Below are 25,470 nucleotides of genomic sequence, written 5' to 3' on the forward strand. Positions count from 1 at the left end.
AATATGGTGCCAACGGCAGACAAATCGGCCCTTTTTTCCCAGTTGATCAAAGACTGGATTTTGGAAAAACGCGGCCGTAATCTTTATGTTCTGGCCAGGAACAGCGGGCTCTCTTATACGAATTTGCGCGCGATTGAAGCGGGTAAATCGGATGTCACGCTTGATACGGCCCTGCGCCTTCTGCGTTACATTCAGCCTGATGCGGCCACGACCCAAACCGTCCTCAATTTCTATCCGGACATCGCGCCCATGCTCGGGCATCTTTCGCAACTGAAAGCCCGCAATGGTTCGTATCGACTTTTGAGTCAAAAGGCCTGTCGCGCTGCGGTCGAAATCTACGGTCGCCGGCGCATTGCCTGCGATGAGCTGCACGGTATCCTGGGGCCCGGTGCCGAGTCGATCGTTGAGGAGCTAACCCAGGTGGATCTGATACGCGTGGAAGAGGATCATTATCTGCCGACGCATCCTTTCTTTCATCTCAGCAGCCCGGATGTTCTGATTCCTTTCATGAGACTCTTTTTGGATAATGTGCATCGCGATGTGCCATGGAACCTTGTGGAAGCCAGGTTCTCGGGACTTAAGCCGGAAGCAGCGGCCGAGGTTCAATCCATCCTGGAGGATGCGCGCCTTCGTGTGATGCGGATCAAGGAAAATCCAGACAACGCCGGGGACCTGACCGTCGCCTGGGGCATGGTCATGACACTTTTTTAGTCTTCCGATCAGGCTGCTTGAGCCACCACACTCAGGTCATCCGAGATTTCCTCGATGGCATGCTCAGCTGTACGCAACGAACAATCCGGAGGCAAAATCGCCAGCACCGTGGCCTGCATCATATGATCGCCGGTCATGGGTGCGGACAGCGGCGTCACCTGCACCGAGGCCACGGATGCCCCCTGCCGTGCCAGCGCCAGCTGAAGTAGTTTGCCGAGTTCCGGATTTTCGAAACCAATCACTTCGAATCGCGCCTGCAGATTTTCCATAGGGAATCCTCCCGCAAGATACTGTGCTGATCCTGATCCTCTTCGGATCGAATTGCGAGTGACAATTTTTTATTTCCTTCAAACGAGCCTGCAAGTCCACTATGCTGAGTCTTGCATCACTCAAGCATTTTCGTTACAAGGAGCCGGAGCAGGTGGAATCGGGAAATGAAGCCGGAGTGCGAAAAACCATCGAAACGATCTATCGCCGGGAAGGACGGCGCGTCTTTGCCAGTCTTGTGCGAATTCTAGGTGAATTCGAGTTTGCGGAAGAGGTCCTGCAGGATGCGTTCGCAGCCGCTCTGGAGCAATGGTCGCGCGATGGTATTCCAGCCAATCCCGGTGCATGGCTGATTTCCGCAGGCAAATTCAAGGCGATCGACGCGATTCGGCGACGGGGCCGATTTCAGAAAGCCATTCCCGAACTCCTGGCTGGTTTGGAGAGTGATGTCGCTCTGCCTGTGGAATGGAGCGAGGAAACATTTAAAGACGATCAGCTGCGCCTTATATTTACCTGCTGTCACCCTGCATTGGCAGCCAACACTCAGGTGGCTCTGACTCTGCGTGAGGTCTGTGGCCTGACCACCGAAGAGATTGCTTCGGCTTTTTTGTCGAGTCCTGCAACAATTGCGCAGCGCATCGTGCGGGGAAAGGCCAAAATTCGCGATGCGAAAATTCCCTATCAAGTTCCTGCGCGCGCCGACCTGCCCGAGCGTCTCGATTCCGTGCTCTCTGTAATTTATCTCGTCTTCAATGAAGGCTACTCCGCGTCATCCGGTGAAACAGTCGTGCGTGCGGATCTTTCCAATGAAGCCATTCGGCTGGGACGGCATATGCTCGATTTGCTGCCTGATCCCGAGGTCAAAGGTCTTCTCGCTTTGATGCTTTTGCATGAGTCGCGTCGCGAAGCGCGGGTGACCGCGGACGGTGACATCATCCTTCTTGAAGACCAGAATCGAAGCCTTTGGAAGCAGCCCTTTATTGCGGAAGGTTTGCGCCTTGTCGAAGCGGCTTTGAATTCGCGTGGATTCGGCATTTATACCATTCAAGCCGCGATTTCTGCGGTGCATGCGCAGGCAGCGACGACCGCAGCCACGGATTGGCCCCAGATTGTTGCCCTTTATGATGTGCTCATGCAGGGGGCTCCTTCGCCTGTCGTGGAATTGAATCGCGCTGTGGCCATCGCCATGCGTGATGGTTTTGAATCGGGGATCGTTCTTGTGGATGATATTCTGCAGCGCGGAGAATTGGTTCAGTATCATCTGCTGCACGCCGCCCGCGCGGATTTCTGCCGTCGCTTGGGGCGTCTGGATGAGGCGCGAAAATCTTACGCAGAGGCACTTTCCCTGGCTAAACAGGAACCTGAACGCCGATTTCTGGCTAAGCGATTGAAAGAATTGGGCTAAAAATTTTTTGCGGGTTCTGTCGATTGCCCCCCTTGCCGGTCGACTAAAGGGTGAGAACGGGGGATCGACCATGAAGTTTATCTGCTTGAAGTATCGGGACGGGCCGCAACCGAGCTCTCTATCAGCTGCCTGGCAGCAGGAAAGCCTTCGCTATGACGAAAAATTACGTGAGCTCGGGCATCTGTTTGTCAGCGAAAGCGTGCACTGCGCAGGCGAAGCGGTTGATATTTGCAGCGTTCAGGGTCAGATCGTGGTCACAGATGACCGGCGCGACTCGCAAAGAAAACAGTATCTCGATGGACTCATGTTCCTGGAAGCGCGGGATCTGAATCATGCCATTATTTTAATATCGAATCATCCCGGAATGAAAACGGGCTGGTTTAAAATTCATCCAGCTGATGATAAAGGGGGAAAACCATGAAGTACATGCTGCTCATCTATTCGCGTGAAGATGCCTGGACCGATGCGGAACGCGCCGATTGCATGGAAGAGTCCCGACAGCTCTGTCACGAACTGGACGCCAAAGGTCAATTCCTGGCCGCATCGCCGCTACACTCCGTGACCATGGCGACCAGCGTGCAGCTCCGTAATGGCAAGCGTTTGATCACGGATGGGCCGTTCGCGGAAACGAATGAGCAGCTCGGCGGTTATTATATCGTCGATGTTCCCGATCTGGATGCCGCCATCGACATTGCCAGCCGCATTCCTGGCAGCAAGCGCGGCACAGTTGAAATTCGTCCTCTATTCGTACTTGAAAATATGCCTACTCTGAAACCTTAAGAAAAGGATGACTCCATGAAAGTTATGGTGATCGTAAAAGCAAGCAAGGATTCCGAAGCTGGCATCATGCCGACCGAAGAACTGATGCGTGAGATGGGAGCCTACAACGAGGCTCTCGTTAAAGCCGGGATCATGCTGGCCGGTGATGGCCTTTATCCGAGCGCGCAGGGTGCCCGGGTACGTTTCTCCGGCAAGGAAAGATCGGTGATCAACGGTCCCTTCGCCGAGACCAAGGAATTGATTGCCGGCTACTGGCTCTGGCAGGTGAAGTCGATGGAAGATGCGATCGAATGGGTGAAGCGCTGCCCCAACCCTATGCCGACCGAATCTGAAATCGAAATTCGCCGGGTTTTTGCCGCCGAGGATTTTGCGGACGTGGATCCGACAGGCGAGGTACGCGCTCAGGAAGAGCGTCTGACGGAGGAAATCCTTTCCTATCGATTGGATCCACCGCGTTTTGAACAGGGAAAGGAGTTGATCATCGCCGGTCTCAATCGCCATTTTACGGATGAGACGCGGGCACATATTCCCGATCTTTGGAAAAAATTCGCTCCTTCACTCGGCAAAATACCAGGCCAGACGGGTGGCTCAACCTATGGCGTCTGTCACGGAGAAGATAGCAAGGGCGGCTTCGATTATATGGCCGGCGTTGAAGTGCAGAATACCAGGGATCTCCCTTCTGGTTTCACCTATCTGAAGATTCCAGCGCATCGCTACGCGGTCTTCACTCACAGCAAACACGTCTCGGAGATCACGAAGACGATGGATGCCATTTATAACAAGTGGCTGCCTAACTCTGGTCTTCAGGCTGGCCAGGGTCCATTCTTTGAGCGTTATACTGAAGAATTCCGTCCGGACAAAGGCATGGGCGGCATTGAAATCTGGGTTCCGATAAAAGTCTAATTAAGGAGAACGACCATGGGATCAAAAATTTTCGTCAACCTTGCCGTCAAAGATCTGCCGCGTTCCATCGCCTTCTGGAAAAGCCTGGGATATGGTTTCAATGCACAGTTTACCGATGACACCGCAGCTTGCCTCGTCTTCGGTGATGATGCCTATGCCATGCTCCTGACTCATGCCAAGTTCAAGGAGTTCTCACCGAACCCCGTGTGCGATACCGCAAGGAACACCGAAGTTCTGGTGGCACTTTCCTGTGAAAGCAAGGCGGACGTTATGGAAAAGACGAAGAAGGCCCTGGCGGCCGGAGCCCATCGTTACTCCGAGCCCAAGGATTTTGGTTTCATGTATCAGGATAGTTTCCAGGACCTGGATGGTCACGTGTGGGAACTCTTTTACATGGATGAAGCCGCTATTCCGAAATAATCGTTCCCAGTGAAGGGCCTGCCCTACGGCAGGCTCTTGCCTTGCGTTCAGACTATGCTTTCCCTATGATAAGCCCAGCAGCCTTTTGCTGGAGAATCCACCATGAGCAAGACTCCAAAAGAAATCTGGGAAATCCAACACAATCTCGTTTTGAATTTCGATGTGGATCAGCACGCCGAACTTTTTGCAGAAGACGGCGTGTGGGAATTTCCCAGGGCGCCTCAGGGCAGCAAAGTGAAACTTGAAGGACGCGATGCTATCCGTGAATGGGTGATTGAAAATGCAAAAAGCTCCCAGGAAGCCGGGCATCGCGTGCTGGGATATGAAGAAATCGTCATTCATGAAACTTCTGATCCCAGTGTGATCGTCGTTGAATTCGATCTGCACGGAGAAGTCACGCATACCGGGGAAAGGTTTCGTCGCTCGTATGTTCAGGTTCTACGCGTACGGGATGGCAAAATCGTATCCCTCCGTGATTATTTCAACTGACGATGGAAAAGCTCAGGCTTCTTTTTGAAAAGGCTCAGGCGCTGCGACCTCGGTAAGCCGTAAGGCGCCGCGCATGCCTCGCCTGGTCCGCCCGCCCCGCCCCATTCCCGACCGCGTTATTCCCTGTGACCCGCTCAGGCCAGCTTCATGGTCCAAACTTTGCACATTTATATGGACATAAATAAACAAGGCAGTTTGGCCTTAATTTATTAGGATTATGACATTGAGTCGCATAACGTTTGCGCAGGGCCCTGCCCATATTGGTCTTTTAGGTTTGAATAAAATCAGCGGGCGCACCCTGATTCTATCCTCCCTTGCCATTATGGCTTTGATTCTCGGGATTCTTGCGATTCTTTATTCCAGTTTAAGGACCGTTCGCGAGCACAACCGGCTCGTGATCCATGCTCATGAAGTCCTGTATGAACTTGAGCTGACTCTTTCGGCCTTGAAAGATGCGGAAAACAGCGCGCGCGCCTTCGTGTCCACTCAGAAAGATCCCTTCCTGGAAACCTTTCAAGCCGGACGCGCGGCCGCTCTGGATAACGTCCGTAAGCTTAAGACCCTGACTTACGACGATCCGCAGCAGCAGGCCAGAGCCAATAAATTGTGGGAGAAATCCCTGGCTTTCATGCATTGGCAGTCGGAAATCCTGGACTCTGCACGACGGAGCAACGTGGGTAACAGGGCAGGAACACCTTCCGAATTTGACCTTCTGGACCAGTCCAGGCCGCACATGGATGAAATTCGACTCATAGTGCAGGATATGAAAGACAGTGAGGACAGGACACTGCAGGAGCGCGCGCATCAGGCTGCTGCCGCAAGTTCTCGACAGGAATTATCAATCCTTGCTGTGACCGGCGTCAGCATCCTTCTTGTCCTGTTGGCGCAATACTACATCCGTCGTTCCATACAGATTCAAAGGGCTGAAGCTGAGCGTTTGAGTGATGAAAATTGGCTTAAAACCGGCCTTGCGGAGGCTGGAGCTTTACTTCGTGGCAAGGAAACGCTTGAAGAGGTGGGTCGGGCCACTCTGGAGTTTTTTGCCGGGTATCTCGGGATGCAGGTGGGTGCCTTCTATGTGCAGCGTCATGGCCATCTGCAGCTGGTCGCGACCTTTGCTCAGGCTGGGGAACAGCAGCCCATTCCCATCCGAATAGGCCTTACGGAGAGTCTTGCCGGGGAAGCGTTGAAGCATCAGCGTTTGATCGAACTCGACGAAGTTCCGGCCGATTATATGAAAGTCTCATCAGCTCTTGGCTCGACCCTTCCCCGGCGGCTCGTGATCCTGCCACTTTACGGCGAGGATATGCCGCGGGTCGGTGTGGTGGAAATGGGCTTTCTCCATAAGCTTCCGCAAGGGGCCTTGGAACTCTTCGACGATCTCAAAAGCAGTCTCAGCGTGGTGGTCAATTCCACCCTGTCGCGGCAGGTGCAGCGGGAACTTTTGGAAGAAACCCAGCGTCAGGCCGAGGAGCTGGCGGCGCAGCAGGAAGAACTCCGTGCCAGCAATGAAAAATTGGAGCAGCAGACGCGGGCCCTGCAGAAATCCCAGGAACGTTTGGAAGTGCAGCAGGAGGAGCTGAGGAATAACAATGTCGAGCTGGAACAGCAGGCACAGGAGCTTGAGCAGCAGAAAGCAATATTAGCTGAGAAGAATTCCAGTCTCCTCGTTACCAAAGCCGAGCTGGAAAGCAAGGCCCGTGAGTTGGAGCAGGCGAGTCGCTACAAGTCTGAATTCCTGGCGAATATGAGTCACGAGCTGCGCACACCTTTGAACAGCCTTCTGCTGCTGGCTACACTGCTGGCGGAAAACAAGGAAAAAACCCTGACTGAAAAACAGGTGGATTTTGCCCGCACCATCTTTAAATCCGGTCGTGATCTTCTCACGTTGATCAACGACATCCTTGATCTTTCGAAGGTGGAAGCCGGACGACTTGAGCTTGTCCGGGAATCCGTCGCTTTCGATGAAATGATGGATCGACTGAAGCGTGATTTTGAATTGACCGCCAAAGAAAAGGGACTCTCCCTTGAAATGCGGCGAACCAATCAGTCGCCTGCGTCCATCATCACCGACGAGCAGCGGCTCCTGCAGATCATGAAGAACCTGATTTCCAATGCCTTGAAATTTACGGAAGCCGGGATCGTGGAACTGAAGATTGATCGCGGCGAAGGACCCACACCCATCCGCCTGCAGGTTCGGGATACAGGCATCGGCATCAGCCCTGAAAAGCAGTCGATCATCTTCGAAGCCTTCAAGCAGAGCGATGGCTCCATCAATCGTACCTATGGTGGTACAGGCCTCGGTTTGACCATTTCCAAAGAGCTTGCGCAGCTGCTGGGCGGCTTTATCAGCGTGTCCAGCCAACCCGGAGTGGGGAGCATGTTTACCCTTCACCTGCCCGAGGAAATGCCCCGCGAGCAGCCGCGCGTTGAACCCATAGCGCCCGTGATTCAGCCCGTTCAGGGGCTGCAGAAGTCGGCGTCCAATGGAGCCGTGCGTGAGGACGAGCCGCTTGCGCCTTTGAATCTGAATGAAGACGATCGATTGATCCTTGTGGTCGAAGACGATGCGGACTTCGGCCGCATTATTGCCGACATTGCGCATGAGGCCGGTTTCAAGACGGTCATCGCCACGGATGGGGAAACGGCTCTGCGGATGGCCAATGCCTATCCCTTGAGTGCTGTTCTGCTCGATATCAAATTGCCTGATATCAGCGGTCTCGGCGTCCTTGCGCGCCTGAAGTCCGATCCGACCACGCGGCATATTCCGATCCATGTCGTGTCGGGTACGGATTATGTTCAGAATGCCCTGGCTTTGGGTGCCATTGGTTATTTGCAGAAACCTGCCCAGGCTGATCAGCTGAAAGGCATCTTTCAGCAGATTGAGGCCACCCTGGAGCGCAAGGTCAAACGCGTGCTTTTGGTTGAAGATGACAAGTTCCAAAGACAGGCGACCAAGGACCTGCTCGGGCAGGATGATATTTCCATAGTCGAGGCGCGATCGGGTACAGAGGCGCAGGAGAAGCTTCGGAATGAAGCCTTCGATTGCGTTGTCCTTGATCTGCGTCTGCCCGATGTCAGCGGCTTCGAGCTTCTCGAAGCGATGGAAAAGGATCTGCCAGGACCGAAGCCTCCGATCGTTGTCTATACGGCCAAGGACCTGACCCGCGACGAGCAGGCGCTTTTGGAGCGCTATGCGGAAAGCATCGTGATCAAGGGCGCCCGCTCCCCCGAGCGGCTTCTGGATGAGGTGAGCCTCTTCCTGCACCGCCTGGAAAGTTCCCTGCCGCCGAAAAGTCAGACGATCCTTCAGAAGCTGCGCTCGGATGCAGTGGGCCTGAAAGGTCGGAAAATTCTTCTGGTGGACGATGACATGCGCAATGTCTATGCGCTGGTCAATGCTCTCGAAAGTCATGGGCTGCAGATATCCATAGCGCGCAATGGTCGGGAAAGTCTGACTCAGCTTGAAAAAGTTTCCGGCATTGAACTTGTGCTCATGGATATCATGATGCCGGAGATGGATGGTTATGAAGCGATGCGCCTCATCCGGGATAACCCTCTTTATAAGAAGCTGCCTGTCATCGCCTTGACGGCCAAGGCTATGAAAGGGGATTTGGAGCAGTGTTTGGCCGCCGGTGCCAACGATTATCTGCCCAAGCCTGTTAACCTGGAGCGTTTACTCTCCCTTCTGAAGGTTTGGTTACCGCAGAAGATCTAAAACCAGAAAGGCATCCTGGGATGCGGACGTCGGTGGAAGATATCGAAATCAAGCTGCTGATTCAGGCGATTCATGCCTGCTATGGCTATGATTTCGGTGGATATAACGAAATGTCGTTCAGGCGACTCGTGAGTGTCATCCTGGCGAAATATGGGATTGCCACGATTTCGTGTCTGCAGGATGAGATTTTGCATAAGCCGGAATTTTTCGCAAGGGTCCTGCCGGACTTGACGGTGACGACCAGCGAAATGTTCCGGGATCCTGATTTTTATCGGGCGTTCCGGGACGAGATCGTCCCCTATTTGAAGACCTGGCCGGCCTTCAAAATATGGCATGCGGGCTGTAGCACAGGGGAAGAGGTGTACTCCCTGGCCATTCTTTTGAAGGAGTCGGGCCTTTACGAAAGGGCTGTGATTTATGCCACGGATATCAACCCCACGGCTTTGAAGACGGCCAAGGAGGGGATCTATCCTGTGACGCAGATCAAGCGCGATACGCAGAATTATATAGCGGCTGGCGGTCGTGAAAGTTTTTCCTCGTATTACATGGCATCCTATGATGCTGTGCGCTTTGATCCCGGGCTTCGTAAGAACATCTTGTTCGCTGCCCACAATCTGGTAGTGGATGACGTCTTCTGCGAAGCTCATGTGATTTTATGCCGCAATGTTCTGATCTATTTCGATCGTGATTTGCAGGCCAGGGTGCTCGACCTCTTTTCGCGCAGTCTGGCGTATAAAAGTTATCTTTGTCTTGGGTCCAATGAAACGGTGCAGTTCATAGCTGGTGGTCAGGATTTTCAAACTGTTTCCGATCAACAGAAGATTTTTCGCAAGGTGGTCCGCAGTGGAGCACCGATTCAGTGACAGGACCTGATGGGGGCACAATGATCAAGACGAAAATACTGCTTGTCGACGACCGCCGGGAAAACCTGGTCGCGCTTGAGAATATCATTCATCGACCGGATGTCGACATCCTGAAGGCTCAATCGGCTCCGGATGCCCTGGCTCTGCTTTTGGAGCATGAGTTCGCTCTGGCTTTGATTGACGTCCAGATGCCGGACATGAATGGCTTTGAATTGGCCCAGGTGATGCGTTCAGCAGCCCGCAGCCGGGATATTCCCATCATCTTCGTGACGGCTTCGGAAAGCGACAACCATCACATCTTCGAAGGCTATGAGAACGGGGCTGTGGATTACCTGCTGAAGCCCCTGATCGCCCCGATCGTGCGCAGCAAGGTTGCGATCTTTGTCGAGCTTCATCAGAAGAATGTGGCTCTGCTGCAGAAACTGAAGGAAGTGGAGACGCTGCGCGAGGCCGCAGAAAGCGCCAGTCGTGCCAAGAGTAGCTTTCTGGCGAACATGAGCCATGAGATTCGGACGCCTCTCGGCGCAGTCCTGGGCTTTGCAGAACTGCTGCGCATCAAGGATCAGTCGCCGGACGACCGTGACCACTGCATCAATGCCATCACCCGCAATGGTCAGTTGCTGCTGCAGCTTATTGATGACATTCTTGATCTTTCGAAAATTGAAGCCGACAAGATCGAGGTGGACCGTGCACCGATTTCCATGGCTGATCTTCTGCAGGATATCAAGGCCGTTCATGAGCATAAAGCCAGTGAAAAAGGCATTAGCCTGAAGATTGAAGCCGAGGGGCGTTTGCCGCGGGAAATCTCTAGCGATATTCTGCGTCTGAAGCAGATTCTCTATAATATAGTCGGCAACAGTCTGAAGTTTACCGATCGTGGTGAAATTCGCTTGCGGGTGGGATATGATCCCAGGCGCTATGATGGGCATCTGATTTTTCAGATCACCGACACGGGCTGCGGACTCTCGGATGCCGAAGCGGGACGTATTTTCCAACCCTTCATGCAGGCGGATGGATCCTCGACACGACGCTTCGGCGGCTCCGGGCTTGGCCTTATCATTTCGAAACGATTGGCGGCGCTCTTGGGCGGCGATGTCGTTCTGCTTGAAAGCCGACCGGGTTTGGGCTCCACATTCCAGGTCAGCTGTGATCCCGGGCCGATCCATGACTCGCAGTTGGTGGACGGGGATTACCTTCTGAAGAAGGAGCCTGGCAAAGCCGGTGGTTCCCTCGACGCAGGTTTGCGCCTGGATGATTTGCGGGTCCTTGTCGTCGATGATTCGCCCGATAACCGGAACCTTTTGAGCCGTATCATAGGACGCTTCGGAGCCATGGTGGATACGGCTTCTGATGGATCCGAAGCTGTGGCCAAGGCTTTGGCCGGCGATTTCGATGTCGTGCTGATGGATATTCAGATGCCGGGGACGGATGGCCTTGAAGCCACTGCTCAGCTGCGGAGTCAGGGTTATCGCAAGCCTATTCTGGCTCTGACGGCTCATGCCATGAAAGAGGAGCAGGGGCGCTGCCTGAATGCGGGATGCGATGCGCATCTCAGCAAACCCGTGAATTTCAAGAATCTGGTGATGAGTATTGCAGCCTATGCCGGTCGCGATGAGGTCCAGGCCTTAGGCTAAAGCTACTGGAAATACTCGATAATTTTTTTATCTGTAACCTGTCGATTGTCTCTCTCCCTGTTCGACTGTTTCATGAAAGTATTCCGAAAACGCAGTCACAGGGAGAACGTTCCATGCAGAAGATTACCCCATTCCTTTGGTTCAATAACAACGCCGAGGAAGCCATCACCTTCTATATGTCCATCTTCAAACACTCCAAAATTTTGGAATCATCCCGCTATGGCGAAGGGATGCCGTTTCCTGCCGGGACTTTGATGACAGCATCTTTCCAGCTGGAAAATCAGCAGTTTTTGGCCCTTAATGGTGGACCCATGTTTCAATTCACGGAAGCCATTTCCTTTCTGGTGGATGTCACGACTCAGGAGGAACTGGACTATTACTGGAGTCGTCTTCTTGAAGGCGGCTCCAAACAACAGTGTGGTTGGCTCAAGGATAAATATGGTCTTAGCTGGCAGATTATTCCTTCGATACTGGGCAAGCTGATGGGTGACAAGGACCCTGTCAAGGCGGGAAGGGTGATGCAGGCCATGCTGAAAATGGATAAGTTTATCATCAAGGATCTGCAGCGCGCTTATGAGGGCTGAGTTGGAATGGACCCCGCTGGCTTCCCTTGGGAATGGAGCGGGGCCCTCCCCTCATGCAAACAAACCATACTCATTATTTCGGCCTCGATCTCCGAATCGTAATCCATGGCTAAAGTGCGAAGCTTCGCCGATTTCCTGCACCGCAAGATGGCGTTCAAACCAGCGCGTGCTGAGGTTGGCGGCGCGTTCCAAAGCACCTTCCTCTTCAAACAGATGGCTGGCTTGTGGAACAACTTCGATCCGCACAAGCCCAGGACGCATCCTGGATCGCGCGCAGACATTCAGATCCATAATGGAAATATCCTGCCCGCCCATCAAAAGTAGGGTGGGAGCTGTGACCTTGCTCAGGGATTCTCCGGCCAGATCCGGCCGTCCGCTCAACGACACGATGGCTTTGATAGGGCGTCCGATGGTGGCGGCCGCTTTTAAAACCGCTCCTGTGCCTGTACTTGAGCCGAAAAATCCAAGAGGCTGATCATAGGTGGCCAGCTCATGCATGACCCAGTCGGTGGCCTGAATCAAACGCCGGGTCAGCAGTGGTGTATCAAAACGCAGATGTCGGCTTTTGAGTTCCGAAGCTTCCTCTTCGCGAGTCAGAAGATCAAAGCGGAGCGTGGTAAAACCAGCCTCGTAAAGCTTGTGCGCAATGAGATCATGCTGAGGGCTTTGGCCCGGATAGCCGGTCCCCTGCACAAGCATCACGATGCCTTTATTCTCGCCCTCAGGAAGCAGGAGCTTTCCCGCGAGCTCGACGGATCCAGCCGGAATGGAAACCTGATGAAAACCAGGCAAATGATCATCCCGTGAATACGAGTGAGACTCTGGGATTTTCCCCCAGCTTTCCGCCTTTTCCAGAAGATTGATCACTTCTTCATCCGTGGTTTGCGTGAAATCCTCATACCAAAGGCCCACTCCATAGAATGGTTCCGGCGTCATGAGGCAGATCATGGCGTCACCCAGTTTTTCCATGCTTTCAAAGGTTGAGACTGGTGCCACGGGCACGGCAATGACAATTTTCGCGGCTTTCAGCTTTTGCACAGCGCGAATGGCTGCGAGCATAGTGGAACCCGTGGCCAAACCGTCATCCACGAGGATGACCGTCTTCCCCTGAATTTGCAGGGGCGGACGGTTTCGACGATAGGTGGCTTCCCGTCGTGTCAGCTCCTGCTGCTCACGCTGGGTCACTTTCTCGACGGTACTTTCGGAAAGTTGCAGCGCGTCAATGATTTCCTTATTCAGAACGCGATCCCCGCCGCTGGATATCGCGCCCATCCCCAGCTCTTCGTGTCCTGGAACACCGAGTTTGCGAACCAGGAAAACATCGAGCGCGGCCTCAAGAGACTGAGCTATTTCAAAGGCCACTGGTACACCGCCCCGAGGCAGAGCCAGGACCAGCACATCAGGATTATTTTTGTAAGCCTGCAGTTTCGCGGCTAACAACTGTCCAGCTTCGGACCTGTTTTTAAACTGTTTCATATGGGTTCTCGATGAAGTAGAGTCGCATTAACTTTCCGGAACCTGCCTCACGTTGTCTCGCAGACATGACAGATCGAATCGTTTTCGCTACAGAATTCGCCTACAGGTCGTTGTTCGTAAGCAGGCTCTGACTTAAGATGAAGTCCATCCCTAATTAAACGGAGGCGAAAGCCCCTGAGTTTTACTCAGGCTCCACCTCATCCCGGTTGCTGGCATCCCGATGCACATGGCTGCGCTTGCCTCCCCGCTGCATGGGTTCATGGTTTTCATCCTGCCCATATCCGGATCCACCTGGCAGCTCACCACCGCCATGAATCTTGTTCACCGTGGCCCATGCTCTGCGCTCAGCTTCTTTTTCGGAATAGCCACGGGCTTCGTAGCTTTCCTCAATATGCTCGGCCTGCCGCTTCTGTTTCTTTGTGTATTTGGATTTGTCACCCGCTGGCATGATGTTTTCTCCTTGGTTTGACGTAGTACGTGAGAAGGGGCCAAGCGGTTAAATTGCAAATTCTGCTCCATTCATAAATCGAGTGGTACTGCGCCAAAGATGTCGATTTTTTAAGGGGATTTCAAGAGGGTTTTGGCATTCCATCAAAGCTGGAATGCCGGGATCGGATCGGGTCGGGTGACTTGAGCTGCCGCGTTCTGAGTGTCGGTTCTTGGAGGGATTTGTCAGTCTTCCTGCCCGACGGTGGTTTCCTAAGCTGACTTCACGGCCTTCTGATACCGGGCAATGGCCTGAGACGCGCGTTCGAAATCAGGTTTGCATTTCAAGGCCTGCTTATAGCAGTCGAGAGCCAGTTCATGCTGCTGAATCTTTGTATAGGCAAGGCCGAGGTTATAATAGATTGCATAGATATAAGGATTATTACGGACTGCTTCCAGGCACTTCGTATACATCTTGATCGCGCCCGGAACATCGTTATTCTGCGAGAGCTTCACACCTTCATTATTCAGGAATTGCACCAGCTCCGATTGGTCATGAGAATCCTGCAGCACATCACAGGCATCCAGGATCCGGCCTTCCTTGATAGCAATGGTGGCCATGATCTCGCCCGCTTTCTTGTTCTGCGTGTCGAGTCCATGGAGCTGAGTCATGGCCTGATTTGCAAGGTCCAGGTTTCCGCTTTCATAGTTGGACAGGCCCGCGTTCAGGAGCAGTTCGATATTCAAAGGATTCAGCTTCATCTGGTGGTTCAACATCTCAGCAGCCTTGGTGAAGTCCTTTTCCATGAGATAGGTCTTGCCGATCTTATGCGTGGCCGCTGCCGAGAGAGGATTAACCTTCAAGGCCGCATTGAAAAAGGGCCGTGCCTTGTCGGGATGCCCGATGCTCAGCTCGATCTCACCCAGGAGCAGAAGCAGCTTTTCATGATGGCCATGCGTCTTGAGCGCCTCAATCGCCATCTCCCGAGCCATGTCCGTCATGCCCGCTGCGAGTGACGCGAGGGCCGCACGGTAATCCTTTTCAAAGGGCGTGAGGTTGGATTCCTCAATGAAAAGGCTATTGAATTTCTTCTGGATCTTCTCGGGATGGAAAGGCTTGGGCAGGACGTATTTGATATTGAATTCCTGCAGGATCGGGAGGAAGAGCTCCGAGATTTCATCCACAAGGAGAAGGTGCGCTTCAGCTCCGTAGTTTCCGGTTGCCCGCAGCTTCTGGATCAGCGTGAGGCCGGTCATATCCGAGAGTTCATTATGGATGACGAAGATGGGGAATTGCTCGCGGATGCAGACCTCGTACGCGGCTTTTGCGCCTTCAAAGATCTGCAGGTTATGAAAGCCAATCGCGCGCATGACGCCGGCGAGGCTATCTCCTTCGCTCTTATCCTTGGCCACAATTGCGATTCGCGAACTCTTATTGATCGGCATAACTTCCGCCCTGCTTATAAACATGATAACGGCACAATCCAACTGCCTGAATACCATCGACAGGAATCGGAGACCTGTTAATCTCGCACTCTCAAGCTACCTTTTCCAATGAATATATTTTTCTGAAAAGAAGGGGGATTCATAAAAGCCTGGCTGGCAAATGACCCGGATGGAGTGTGGAATTCTTATGCTGCGTAAGGAATGGAATGCAAGAATAGGCCTTCAGCAGGCCTGTAAGAGACCTGCTGAAGCACCCAGGAATTAGCGGCTATAGGTCAGGCCGAACGCGATTTCGTTGGTCACGTCCGTGGCTGGACCGATCAGAGTCCCATAAGTCGCTTTACGAAGGGTCGCATCGTAGAGGCCTTCGGTGTTACGGGTCAGCGTCAGCTCAATCAGCTCGCCATCGGCAGGACGGAGGTCCACCGAACATTTGAGTTTCAAAAGAGCGCGGCCTTTTTTCGATTCCACGCAGCTCAGGCCTGTTCCCAGCTCTTCTGTTGTATCGGTGGAAGGAAAACCAAAGCCGGCTGTGACAACGCGCAGACTCGCGTTATAGGTGCCGAATTCGTCCTTCTGCACGGTAATGGTTTCAAAGTTTCCATCAACAGGACGGCGGTCCACGCTGAAGGAATAAACGCTGGGGAGACGCTTGCCCGCATGGCTCGAAAGTTCAGCGGCGTCAGGGTTTTGTCCACATGCCATAAGACCAGCAGCAAAAGCAAAGATGGCGAAATTTTTCATAAGACTCTCCATTATCCTGGATCAAAATGTGAGGTGCGCAAGGGGCTGTCCTTCACATGTCATCCCCTCACGCCGGCAACCATAGCCTGAATTTATGCGCCCCGTGGATTCAATTCCGCCGCCCCATTCATTTCCTGTTCACCTTCAGCGAACATAGGTAAATGTCATAATGACGTATTTGAACGTGCGTCGCTCCCTCTAACTCCGCGTTCCCATTCGCCGGTGACTTCTTACCGTCCTCAAGGCCCTAAGAACTCGGTTTCACGTAGCTTTTGGCTCTTTGGTCAGTTCATCTTTTCGTTGCGAAGGCGACCGCTTTGCATTACGAAGGAAAGCCGTATCATACGAGGCGTCTATGGTCGATCCTGCTTCTGTCATCCTCTCCAGTTCCAGTCTGGTTGCGTTGAGATCCCTCATTGCACTGCGCCGATCTGTTGACTCGAAATTCTCGTATAGCTATATCTCCCGGCGGCTCGGGATCAAATCCCGAAGTTATCTGTCTGAAGTTTTGAGCGAGAAGAAAAAGCTGAACCCGAAGCACATTGCGCCCATGGTGGATCTTCTTTCGCTGCCTCTGCCTGAAGCTGAATTGCTGAAGGGCAGGCTCATGCTGGACGTCGGCGATCTGAGTGAAGCCGAGGCCACGCGATTGAAATCCGAAGTCCGCGATGCGGAGAAGAAACTCACGTCTGGAACCCTTCAGCTTTCCGATGTGCGTGATATCAACCTCGTCATGCTCCTGGCCGTGTGCCTGCACCTCTTCAAGGACGGCAAGGCCACCAAGCGTCAGATCTTCGATCTTTTCAAACGCGACCGCCATTTGGAAATTGAAAAGGGCCTGCATGATTTAATAAAGAATGGTCTCCTGGTGAAAGAGGCTGAGCTTTACAGCTACTCGCCGGATTACACCAATATTCTTCATGTTTACATGGCCACCAATAAAAAGAACGAGCTGGATTACCTCAAGGGTTCCATCCGCGAGGCACTTGAGCATGTCGGTGATTTCCAAAGCCACGCTCAGGAAACAGTCTTCTATAGCGGGCTCATCACGGCTGAAAAAGCGAAGTACCTTCAGGAACTCCAGCATGTGAAGCAGAGCTTGAGAAGTGCTCAATCGCGTATCGAGTCCAGCGCAGGTGATACTGTCATCCGTTTCAATGTGCAAATTTATCCCGTCGCTACGAATGCATAGGAATAGAATATGATACGATTTTTTTCAGTCCTTATAGTCTCGGTCTGCACCATGAGTTCCTTCTCAGCCGCCGCGCATCCTTATTCAGCTCAGCGGGAATTCTTTTATTTGAAACGCTCCGCTGAATTTTTCAATTACCTGGAAAACAAGACCTATGTGGAAGTCGTCGGCACGTCCTTCATCGGTCTTCAGGCTGCATTCAACGATCGTCGGACCTGTCTTTACGGTTTGAATCAGGAGGGGCTCGAAGGTCCTGGTGCATTCCGGGTGCAAACTCAATTTGTATGCTTCAATACTGGCACATTTCAACTCACCATGAAAAAAGAATGGTGTGAAATCGGCTCGAAAGGCTGCGAGATTGATCCGGGTGGAATATCGGTCGGGATCGGTAATCTGGATTTTCTGGAGCCCACAGAGCTTGGAGGCGAGGTGCCCCTGCCGAAACCAGGAAGCTTTTATAATTCCTATCCCAAATTTTTGAATGTCGATGTGTATAAGCCTTTGCGTTTTTCCCTTGATGACGGTGTGGGACTCGAGTGAGTCTTCGCAATACCGAAGAAATTGTATAATTCCGTCCCGCCTTCCGTCTTAAGCATGGTCTATAAGCCTCCCAGGAAAGGATTGAGCCCATGCTTAAAAAACTATCCATCCGCACACTTTTCCTTATGCTATTTCTTTCAGCATCTCCTCTTTTGAGTCAGGATCTTGACCACGAAAGCAGTCTTCTTCTCCGCTTCACAGGACCAGAAGCCCAGAAATTGACCAATTTCATGAAAGAACGTGTTCGTTACCAAGCGGATTTTGACCAGACCCGATACTATGGCGACAGAATGAGCCTCGCCTGTCGGGAAAACGCGGACTGTTACCTTTGGCTCTCGCATAAAGAATGGCAGATGAAGAGGAACGCCTCTGCCGCGGTCATTTCATTCACTCTCCCTGTCCAGCAAAACACCTGGAGCGGTCAGGTTTCAATAACCGACGCAACCGCGTCCGGCTCGAATCAAATTCAGTTCCAGCTGCAGGACCTCTATTTCCCGGGAACCTATGCGTTTACCCAGCCCATGATCTGCCCGCGGGTCCAAGGGGAAGCAGGACAGCCCACGTTCAACGGCAACGGCGATTGTCGTCTCGAACTCTCCAGCTCTGCAAAACAAGGCCTGCCCACCAGCCCGTCCATCCAAGTCATTCAAAACCTCGACAACATTATCGTGAACTTCAAAGGCCCGTGGGCCAAACACCTTTATGCCTCGGCGTCTACCAGTGAAGCTGACCCACATGATCCCCAGCGCCTTCGTGCCCAAATCGGACCTGAAACATACTGCTGGAACCTTGACCCCCTTGAGCAGGAAAAATTTTTGAATGATGCTTATGTCTGTCAGTCCAATGTGAAAAGGAAACCTGGTACGGCCCTCCAGTTCGTAAGTCATGGCAGCTTGAAAGTTGACAAGACCTTCTCTTTGACACTCCAACCCAGTTTTCGCCAGGACATCCTGCAGGAATTTGACCTCGTCCTTCGCCTTCAAGACCGGGATTGGACCATCACCCACTGCCCCAATTCCGCGAAGAACGCAGGCTTTGGTCAGTGCGGGCTTCTCTATGACATGAAGCTCGACGCTGGTCTTTACCCTCTTGGCAATTCCGTTCAGGGCGTCGCGGTGGGCTGGGGGATTATCAAGAACGAGCTGATGGACTAAATTAATGAGAGATGCAGGAAGCGACTTGTCTTTTTCCTGCTACAGCAAATAGATCCCAAACCAGATCGTTGATTCGTGCCTCAAGCAAAGTGGAATCATGTTCGGGCGTCTCATCATAAATCCGTTTGGCAAGACCCACGATCTCCTGGCTCCGCGGATCCGCGGGGTTGGGAATGGGGAACTGCTCCACATACTGGGTCATGAAGCGACGCCGGCCTGCGTAAAGCTTATTATTGAATTTATAGTCGTAAAATCTTTCAATGAACGTGGAGTTCGCAACCGCCAACGCCAGCCAGAGAAGTTCCTCTTTCGCCTCGCTCGGGGCATGGATCCAATAGCAGTCCCCATTGACGACAGACCCATCCCGATCCATCCAGAACGTAGGCTTCTCGGAAATATCCCGGAACACGATCTTGGGCTTTGCCCAGGCCGCGGGGTCCTGAGGCACCCAGATCTCATACCAGTTCCGTCCGGCTTCAATCACGTACTTGCGCTGAGTCAGCTGATCGCGATACTTCGCCAGATAGCGTTGGGAATGGGGATACTTTTCAAGATCAATCGCCGACCTTTTTCCGTCCAGGCTTTGATGGGTATACAAAACCTTGCCCGCCTTCTGAATATCCGCTCGATAACGTCGCGCGATATGATGGGTCACCAAAGGTTTGAGCAATTCCGGCAAACCATCCTTCTTGAATTCGCTCCAGTCCTTGCGTATAAACACGCTATCGGCCGTCGTTTTAATCCCCACACGGACTTTGCCAATATCCCGGAACGTGCAGAACGTACTTTGCTTCACCGTATCAAGCCAATCAAAGGATTCGGAATCCTCCAGCCGCCAGACCTTGCCGGAGTCCCCGTCTTCAAAATGAAGGCCACCCCGCTTGACTTCATAAAGCTGCTGCGCGACACGAACCATCCCCGCTTCATCCAGCGACTCAAAAAGGGAAGGATATTCCTTGGCATCGGCAGCCGTCTTGTTGGTCGTGTAAACGGAAACAAAGGGCGGCATGACCTTGTTATCATCCGCCGCTCGCGGACCCAAGAACAAAACAGCCGGCAGGACCGCAGCATCGAAAAGTTTGGTATCCCCGAAGTCCCAGATCGAATCAAAGCGGAACCTATTCCAAAGGCCCTTCCGAACCGAACCACCGGCCTTGGTCGTCATAAAGCGGTTGGAGACAATGATTCCCGCTTTCGAACGGCTATGCATGATCTGCGAGAGCCCAAGAAGAAAGGCATAATAAAGATCCACGCGCCCTTGAAGACCAAATTTCTCAGCCAAAGCAGATGCAGCGTCGGATCCCATAACCTGGGTCCTGACATAAGGCGGATTCGCAATAATCAGATCAAAAAGAGGGTGCTGAGTCGATCTCTCTGTCACGCCCTCAGCCGAAGCCAGATCGGCAAGAAAATCTTTCACAAAGAGAAAAGTTTTAATATCAGGATGTGAGGCCTGAATCCTTTCCCTGGTTTTTTCAATCGCACCCGAGTCGATATCAAAGCCGTGAACCTCAATATTCGCATAGCCAGCCAGCTTAAGTTCATGAACCAGCGCCATCAGCAGCTGGCCATCACCCGCAGCCGGATCGAATATCTTGATGCTTTCACTCTTCTGTGGCAACACCGCAGTCTTCAAAAGACCCCTGGCCACAAACGAAGCGAGTTCATCAGGAGTATAGGTAGCACCATTGGATTTTTTTTTGCCAACCGTTTTAAATCTGCCAACCGGCGCATGAAGTGCGTTCGATTCCAAAAAATATACTCCAAGGATTTGCCTTCCATCGCGTACCTGGGACACTGAGCCAATCCGGGCTTTTTACGCAGTTTGACGAGCAATTTAGCATAGCTTTTACCCATAAATCTGCAAGGTAACATTTTAAGAAGTGGCCAGGTTTCTGTTCATTTTGGCTTGATTTTCCGGGTTTTTGATCGGTGGAATGTTTGTGTTTTGTGTCAAAAATACTGGCAAAAGAACGGACTCCAACTTTGAGCTCAACTATCGTTTTCAAGCAGGTCGTATGATTGGTGCTTCAAGAGGCGTCGGAATATGTTTCCCGTCTCTTTCCCATGGATTGTACTCAAGCTAAAGATCTGCCCCGTTCTTTGTCGAGCCGTCATCACCTACACGTTGAACTTAAGGCAGACCGGCCCTCGTCAACCCCGAAGCTCGTAAAGCGATCACCGCCAAGGCAGGTGAACTGTGGTTTGACTGGATTGACCTCTGGACAGCCGTATCCCTGACAAGAACAACTCTTTTGGCTTCTTCTGCTTCGATTGATAGCGCTAAAAATGTTCCAAATGATGACACGGCCGCATACCGTGACAGGGATCAGCTTAAAGAAGAACATTGGGTCGATGCGATAGATTCCCTGATAAAATATCTCGACCATCCGAGTCATTGAGTTAAAGCTCATGCCCTTAAGGCGCTTCGCGAGATCGGTTCGCTCCGCGCGTAGCCGCGTGGTATATCCATGTTGGAAGACACGGGCAGCGACTTTGCCATCCATGACGCTTTGAGGAAGGGGAAAGAATGACAGATCAGCTTATTCCGCGTCCTGTATTTGACCATTGCTACCGATCAATAGAAGGCGACTCCGTATACAAGGAGCTACAAGAACGAGGATTCCTTTTGAATCCTGAGCCGATTATTCATCCGGGTCGTCTCAAGTGCCAGTTTCTTCACTTCCGTAGTCCTGTCGATAAATTCTCATATCTCGAGTTTCTGTTCAGAGACGGGACACTTCAGCCTGCTGGCCCGGAAGAAGAACTGATTCATGCGGGCTTTGCCTTAAAAATTGATCGGAATCTTGATGAGGTTTTCTCCGTTTTCAAGAGGGACTTTGACTGGCTCAAGCCGAAATTCGAACATCGAAACTACGACAGAGCTGCTGACGAAAGTCAAAGGCTTCCCGGCTGGAACTTTCTCACTTTCGAGCAGCAGCCCATTGACGATATCGAAGTATGGATCATCGAGTATGAACAACGCCTGAGCCTGGCCGAGGAAGAGCTCAAGGAACGCCGACGTCGTGCCCTGGCTCTTTGTGACCATCCCAACAGCGCAAGGTATATCCTTGGTTTTATTTGGGATGGACGCCAATCCAAAGACTTTGACAACTTTGCAAAACTGTCCTTCGCTAAATCGTCTAATGCAAGCTTACGCCTGGAAGGTGGCACATCCATCCGAATTGTGCAGGAAGGTGCGACGGAAAGAAGATATTTTCGGGATAAGACGGGAACATTTCTTGCCGTTGTAATTGGAGTTGAGTCACTTGATAGTTTCGTAAGGGAAGCAAATCCGGATGATATGGTCGAAGTTTTTGGAATGAAAGGAGCACGAATCCGACTCGGAAGAGACTCCTGGGACATAGTCGCAGTAGAATCGCGAAGTTTCTAGTGAAGTACGGGTTGGTAATCGACGAACAGAAATTGGTGTTCCCAAAAAATGTGCGATAACTCTCGTGATTCCAGTTGGTTAAAGATTTCTTAACCACCCAACATTTCTTATTAAAAGCTCCGATATGTCAGAAGCATAGGCAAGATTGGTTTGGTAAAAGTAACGACCAGCTTCAGCCCATGCTTACTGCGCCGGAGACTGCATGCGCTACATTGGAAGCCAACTCGTATTCTCGCCCTCTGATCTTTGTACCTTCGCCGAATCCGAGTTCGCCTCGTGGATGGAGCGATGCGAGAAGGAGTCCCCGGGGCGCTTTGTCAAAGACCCCACTGACGAAATGATGAAGGTCCTTCAGAGTAAAGGGCATGCTCATGAAGCCGCTATTCTCAGGAGTTATGAAAACCAGAGGCGACAGATCGTAAACTTGGCCAAGGGCTCGCTTGAAGATACGAAGCAGGCGATGAGGGCTGGGGTGGATGTTATCTATCAAGCGACGCTGGCCTTTGAGCAGTTTGCAGGGCGTGCTGATTTTCTAATAAAGGTACCGGGTCGGTCTACCCTTGGTGATTATTGTTACGAGGTGTGGGATTGTAAGCTCTCCCGGAGTACCAAGCCTGCTTCGTTGATCCAGCTCTGTGCTTATGTGAACATGCTCGAATCCATCCAAGGCCGGCGGCCGGAGCGTATTGGAGTTATCCTGGGCACAGGGGAAGAGAAAGCCTATCGAACTCATGACTACTACTTCTACTACTATGCACTTAAAAAGCGTTTCCTGGAGTTTCAGGCTCAGTTCTCTTTGGATCATATCCCAGACCCCGTGCATTCCCATTCTTTTGGTTCATGGGAGACTGCTGCCAAACAGATCCTGGCGGTAAAGGATTCCGTGTTCCAGGTAGCCCGAATTACCCGAACCCAGACCAAGCGGCTGGCAGCAGCTGGCATTCATACTATGGCCCAGCTGGGTCAATTGAAAGACTTCAATATTAAGGGTATTGCACCCGATGTCCTGCGGCGTCTGGCCAAACAATGCGAGGTACAGATCCGCTCGAGGGGAAAGGCAATACCGGACTGTGAGTTGATATCAGAGGGTGAGGAGGCGTTGTCTCAATTGCCTCCCGCTGACTCCGGGGACCTATTTTTCGATATGGAAGGTTTCCCGCTTGTGGTCAATGGGCTGGAGTACCTCTGGGGGTATGTTTGTCTGGACGGTTCAAAACCCAGGTTCGAATGTATCTGGGCTCATAACGCAGATCAGGAACGTGAAGCGTTGAAGCGGTTTGTGGATCTGGTTCACGAACGATGGCTCAAACATCCCCAGATGCATGTGTATCACTATGCTTCCTATGAGACACGAGCCCTCAAACATCTGGCTCAGCGCTATGGGCGCTGTGAAGCGAAGCTTGATGACCTGTTGCGGAACAATGTTTTTGTTGATCTTTATCAGATCGTCCGAAACTCTTTCGTAATCGGGTCTGATAGTTATTCGATCAAGGTCGTCGAGCACCTCTACCGTCCCTATCGCAATACAGACGTTGCGAATGCAGCCGCCTCGGTTGTCTACTATCAAAACTGGCTTGATGCCTCGGCACTGGGGCTTCCATCGGCAGCAGCCATACTTGAGGATATCCGCAAATATAACGAAGATGACTGCCAGTCGACCTATGAGCTTACGGTGTGGCTCCGACAGCAGATGGAGCAGAATGGGATCAGTTCGAAGGCCCTGTCCGAAACAAAGGCACCCGAGCCTGTAGAAGCCGAAGTTCAGGAGCTCATCAGAAAATTGGAAGGTGCCGGTGAGGTCGGCATACTTCTCAGCCAGCTGCTTTTCTACCACAAACGTGAGATGCGCTGTGAGTATTGGGAGTTCTTTGCCCGGTTTGAGATGACGTCAGAAGAACTCTTTGATGACCCCGACAGCATTGCGGGATTGGTCCACGATGGGAATAGCCCAGAAAAGATGGCCCGGAGCCTCGTATATACCTATACCTTTGACCCGACCCAGGAAGTTAAAGCCCAGGTCGACGACTCTTTCTGTTTAAAGCACGATCGGGACATCAAAGTCACGATCGTGGAATTGAACCAGGAGACTGGTGAGCTGCGGTTTAAAACTAGTTCCAAAGATGATTTACCGGCAGTTTTGGATCTGGTACCTCAGCCACCAAGGCCAAATCAGTTTGAAAAGATTATCCGTGAATATGCGAAAGTTTATGTCGAGGGTGCCAGGCATAAGGCGCTTGATAGCTTCCTCAACCGACAATTCCCGCGTCTCAAGAATGGTATCCGCCTGCCTGAAAGCGCGGAACTGACAACCGTTGAGGCCATTATCCAAGTGATATCTGCGATGGATGACACTTCCCTGGTTATTCAAGGTCCCCCAGGAGCCGGTAAGACCTATGCTGGCAGCCAGGCCATCGCAGAGCTTTGCCGGAAGGGTAAGCGGATCGGAATCATGTCCAATAGCCACAAGGCGATTGACAACCTGCTGGCCGAGGCAACTCGCTGTTTAAAAAGTGATTCGAACGTGGGGAAGATCATCAAGATAGGGCCGCCTGTCGCAGAGATGGATATTGATGTCGTTCGTAGCGGTTCCGGGCTGGGTGACTTCGGTGCAGTTTCCCTGGTTGGTGGGACAGTCTATGCGTTTGCCGGTGAGAATTTCAGGGATCAGTTTGATTACCTGTTTATCGATGAGGCTAGCCAAGTATGCGTTGCTAATCTGATAGCAGCATCCGGCGCTGCGAAGAATTTTGTGTTTCTCGGTGACCAGATGCAGCTTGCTCAGCCTGCAAAGGGGAGTCATCCTGGTGACAGCGGTCTTTCCTGTTTGGAGTATTACCTTAAGGGCCAGGCCACTGTATCATTGGACCAGGGCATCTTCCTACCCATTACCAGACGGCTCCACCCGAGTATTTGCCGGTTTATCTCTGATGCGGTTTACGAAGGTCGACTGGATTGCCACCCCTGTACAAATGCTCGGATGCTGATTCCGAGCGGGCAGGAAGTTCTTGTTCGCGAAACCAGTGGCATTCATTATCTGCCGGTGAGCCACAGTGGTAATCGTCAAAGCAGTGAGGAGGAAGCGCAGCTCATTCAAAAGGTCGTAAAAGAGCTTCTAAATATGAGCTTTGCTGAGAGTACGGGTACCCAACGCCCCCTTACAAAGAACGATATCCTCGTAGTATCCCCCTATAATATGCAGGTGAGACTGTTGCAAACTAAGATCGGTCGCGAATTTCGTATTGCCAGCGTGGATAAGTTCCAGGGTCAAGAAGCTCCGGTTGTTATCTTTTCCCTTGGAGCCAGCAGTGTTCATGAAGCCCCACG

21 protein-coding genes and 2 pseudogenes are annotated in these 25,470 nt (G+C 52.1%); 17 read left to right on the plus strand and 6 right to left on the minus strand.

Translation table 11 applies throughout. The features are described from left to right. The first annotated feature begins 3 nt into the window (after positions 1-3). Complete coding sequence (locus VFO10_RS28360; RefSeq protein WP_325145392.1) at positions 4-711, plus strand: helix-turn-helix transcriptional regulator; 708 nt, start codon at positions 4-6, stop codon at positions 709-711. An 8-nt stretch (positions 712-719) separates the two neighbouring features. Here the strand turns inward: VFO10_RS28360 and VFO10_RS28365 are convergent, their stop codons facing one another. Further along, on the minus strand, positions 720-980 hold the full coding sequence (locus tag VFO10_RS28365; RefSeq protein WP_325145393.1) for a hypothetical protein: 261 nt from the start codon (positions 978-980) through the stop codon (positions 720-722). Positions 981-1,081: 101 nt separating this feature from the next. Between VFO10_RS28365 and VFO10_RS28370 the strand changes: the two genes are divergently transcribed. From VFO10_RS28370 to VFO10_RS28415, 11 genes and pseudogenes are all read left to right on the plus strand, one after another. After that, a complete protein-coding gene (locus VFO10_RS28370; protein ID WP_325145394.1) occupies positions 1,082-2,383 on the plus strand; it encodes an RNA polymerase sigma factor in 1,302 nt (433 codons plus the stop codon). A 70-nt stretch (positions 2,384-2,453) separates the two neighbouring features. Beyond that, positions 2,454-2,804, plus strand: a complete 351-nt coding sequence (locus VFO10_RS28375) for a YciI family protein (protein WP_325145395.1) — start codon at positions 2,454-2,456, stop codon at positions 2,802-2,804. Further along, on the plus strand, positions 2,801-3,163 hold the full coding sequence (locus tag VFO10_RS28380; protein WP_325145396.1) for a YciI family protein: 363 nt from the start codon (positions 2,801-2,803) through the stop codon (positions 3,161-3,163). Before VFO10_RS28375 ends, VFO10_RS28380 begins: the two co-directional genes overlap by 4 nt. 15 nt (positions 3,164-3,178) lie before the next feature. Continuing rightward, positions 3,179-3,592: pseudogene (locus tag VFO10_RS31345) on the plus strand (YciI family protein); the annotation flags it as partial. Positions 3,593-3,622: 30 nt separating this feature from the next. Continuing rightward, a pseudogene (locus VFO10_RS31350) lies at positions 3,623-4,066 on the plus strand (GyrI-like domain-containing protein); the annotation flags it as partial. Positions 4,067-4,081: 15 nt separating this feature from the next. After that, positions 4,082-4,486, plus strand: a complete 405-nt coding sequence (locus tag VFO10_RS28390; RefSeq protein WP_325145398.1) for a VOC family protein — start codon at positions 4,082-4,084, stop codon at positions 4,484-4,486. 102 nt (positions 4,487-4,588) lie between these two features. Next, complete coding sequence (locus tag VFO10_RS28395) at positions 4,589-4,975, plus strand: nuclear transport factor 2 family protein (protein ID WP_325145399.1); 387 nt, start codon at positions 4,589-4,591, stop codon at positions 4,973-4,975. Between the two features lie 223 nt (positions 4,976-5,198). Then, positions 5,199-8,693 (plus strand): response regulator, encoded by a 3,495-nt coding sequence (locus tag VFO10_RS28400; RefSeq protein WP_325145400.1) that lies wholly within the window; start codon positions 5,199-5,201, stop codon positions 8,691-8,693. A 20-nt stretch (positions 8,694-8,713) separates the two neighbouring features. Next, positions 8,714-9,556, plus strand: coding sequence for a protein-glutamate O-methyltransferase CheR (locus VFO10_RS28405; RefSeq protein WP_325145401.1), 843 nt, complete (start codon positions 8,714-8,716; stop codon positions 9,554-9,556). Between the two features lie 20 nt (positions 9,557-9,576). Beyond that, positions 9,577-11,190, plus strand: a complete 1,614-nt coding sequence (locus VFO10_RS28410) for a response regulator (RefSeq protein ID WP_325145402.1) — start codon at positions 9,577-9,579, stop codon at positions 11,188-11,190. 113 nt (positions 11,191-11,303) lie between these two features. Beyond that, on the plus strand, positions 11,304-11,774 hold the full coding sequence (locus tag VFO10_RS28415; RefSeq protein WP_325145403.1) for a VOC family protein: 471 nt from the start codon (positions 11,304-11,306) through the stop codon (positions 11,772-11,774). Positions 11,775-11,825: 51 nt separating this feature from the next. On the opposite strand, the gene VFO10_RS28420 is transcribed toward VFO10_RS28415, so the two are convergent. The 4 genes from VFO10_RS28420 to VFO10_RS28435 all read right to left on the minus strand — a co-directional run bounded on the left by VFO10_RS28420 (position 11,826) and on the right by VFO10_RS28435 (position 15,866). Continuing rightward, positions 11,826-13,250, minus strand: a complete 1,425-nt coding sequence (locus VFO10_RS28420; RefSeq protein ID WP_325145404.1) for a phosphoribosyltransferase family protein — start codon at positions 13,248-13,250, stop codon at positions 11,826-11,828. A gap of 181 nt (positions 13,251-13,431) precedes the next feature. After that, positions 13,432-13,698, minus strand: coding sequence for a hypothetical protein (locus VFO10_RS28425; protein ID WP_325145405.1), 267 nt, complete (start codon positions 13,696-13,698; stop codon positions 13,432-13,434). Positions 13,699-13,949: 251 nt separating this feature from the next. Next, a complete protein-coding gene (locus VFO10_RS28430; RefSeq protein ID WP_325145406.1) occupies positions 13,950-15,122 on the minus strand; it encodes a tetratricopeptide repeat protein in 1,173 nt (390 codons plus the stop codon). Positions 15,123-15,383: 261 nt separating this feature from the next. Continuing rightward, positions 15,384-15,866 (minus strand): hypothetical protein, encoded by a 483-nt coding sequence (locus VFO10_RS28435; protein ID WP_325145407.1) that lies wholly within the window; start codon positions 15,864-15,866, stop codon positions 15,384-15,386. Positions 15,867-16,221: 355 nt separating this feature from the next. On the opposite strand from VFO10_RS28435, the gene VFO10_RS28440 reads away from it, so the two are divergent. The 3 genes from VFO10_RS28440 to VFO10_RS28450 all read left to right on the plus strand — a co-directional run bounded on the left by VFO10_RS28440 (position 16,222) and on the right by VFO10_RS28450 (position 18,752). After that, positions 16,222-17,058 (plus strand): hypothetical protein, encoded by an 837-nt coding sequence (locus tag VFO10_RS28440; protein WP_325145408.1) that lies wholly within the window; start codon positions 16,222-16,224, stop codon positions 17,056-17,058. Between the two features lie 9 nt (positions 17,059-17,067). Further along, entirely contained in the window at positions 17,068-17,598 is a 531-nt protein-coding gene (locus VFO10_RS28445) for a hypothetical protein (RefSeq protein WP_325145409.1), read from the plus strand. Between the two features lie 89 nt (positions 17,599-17,687). Then, the gene (locus VFO10_RS28450; RefSeq protein WP_325145410.1) at positions 17,688-18,752 is read left to right on the plus strand and encodes a hypothetical protein; all 1,065 of its coding nucleotides are present in this window, start codon (positions 17,688-17,690) and stop codon (positions 18,750-18,752) included. A gap of 1 nt (position 18,753) precedes the next feature. On the opposite strand, the gene VFO10_RS28455 is transcribed toward VFO10_RS28450, so the two are convergent. Beyond that, positions 18,754-20,505, minus strand: a complete 1,752-nt coding sequence (locus VFO10_RS28455) for an Eco57I restriction-modification methylase domain-containing protein (protein WP_325145411.1) — start codon at positions 20,503-20,505, stop codon at positions 18,754-18,756. A 777-nt stretch (positions 20,506-21,282) separates the two neighbouring features. Here VFO10_RS28455 and VFO10_RS28460 point away from each other — a divergent pair. Next, positions 21,283-22,146: a hypothetical protein gene (locus VFO10_RS28460; protein WP_325145412.1), complete on the plus strand. Its 864-nt coding sequence runs from the start codon at positions 21,283-21,285 to the stop codon at positions 22,144-22,146. A 202-nt stretch (positions 22,147-22,348) separates the two neighbouring features. Continuing rightward, on the plus strand, positions 22,349-25,470 hold a 3,122-nt coding region (locus tag VFO10_RS28465; RefSeq protein ID WP_325145413.1), incomplete at its 3' end, for a TM0106 family RecB-like putative nuclease.

It is taken from the genome of Oligoflexus sp. (genome assembly GCF_035712445.1).
Lineage (GTDB): Bacteria > Bdellovibrionota_B > Oligoflexia > Oligoflexales > Oligoflexaceae > Oligoflexus.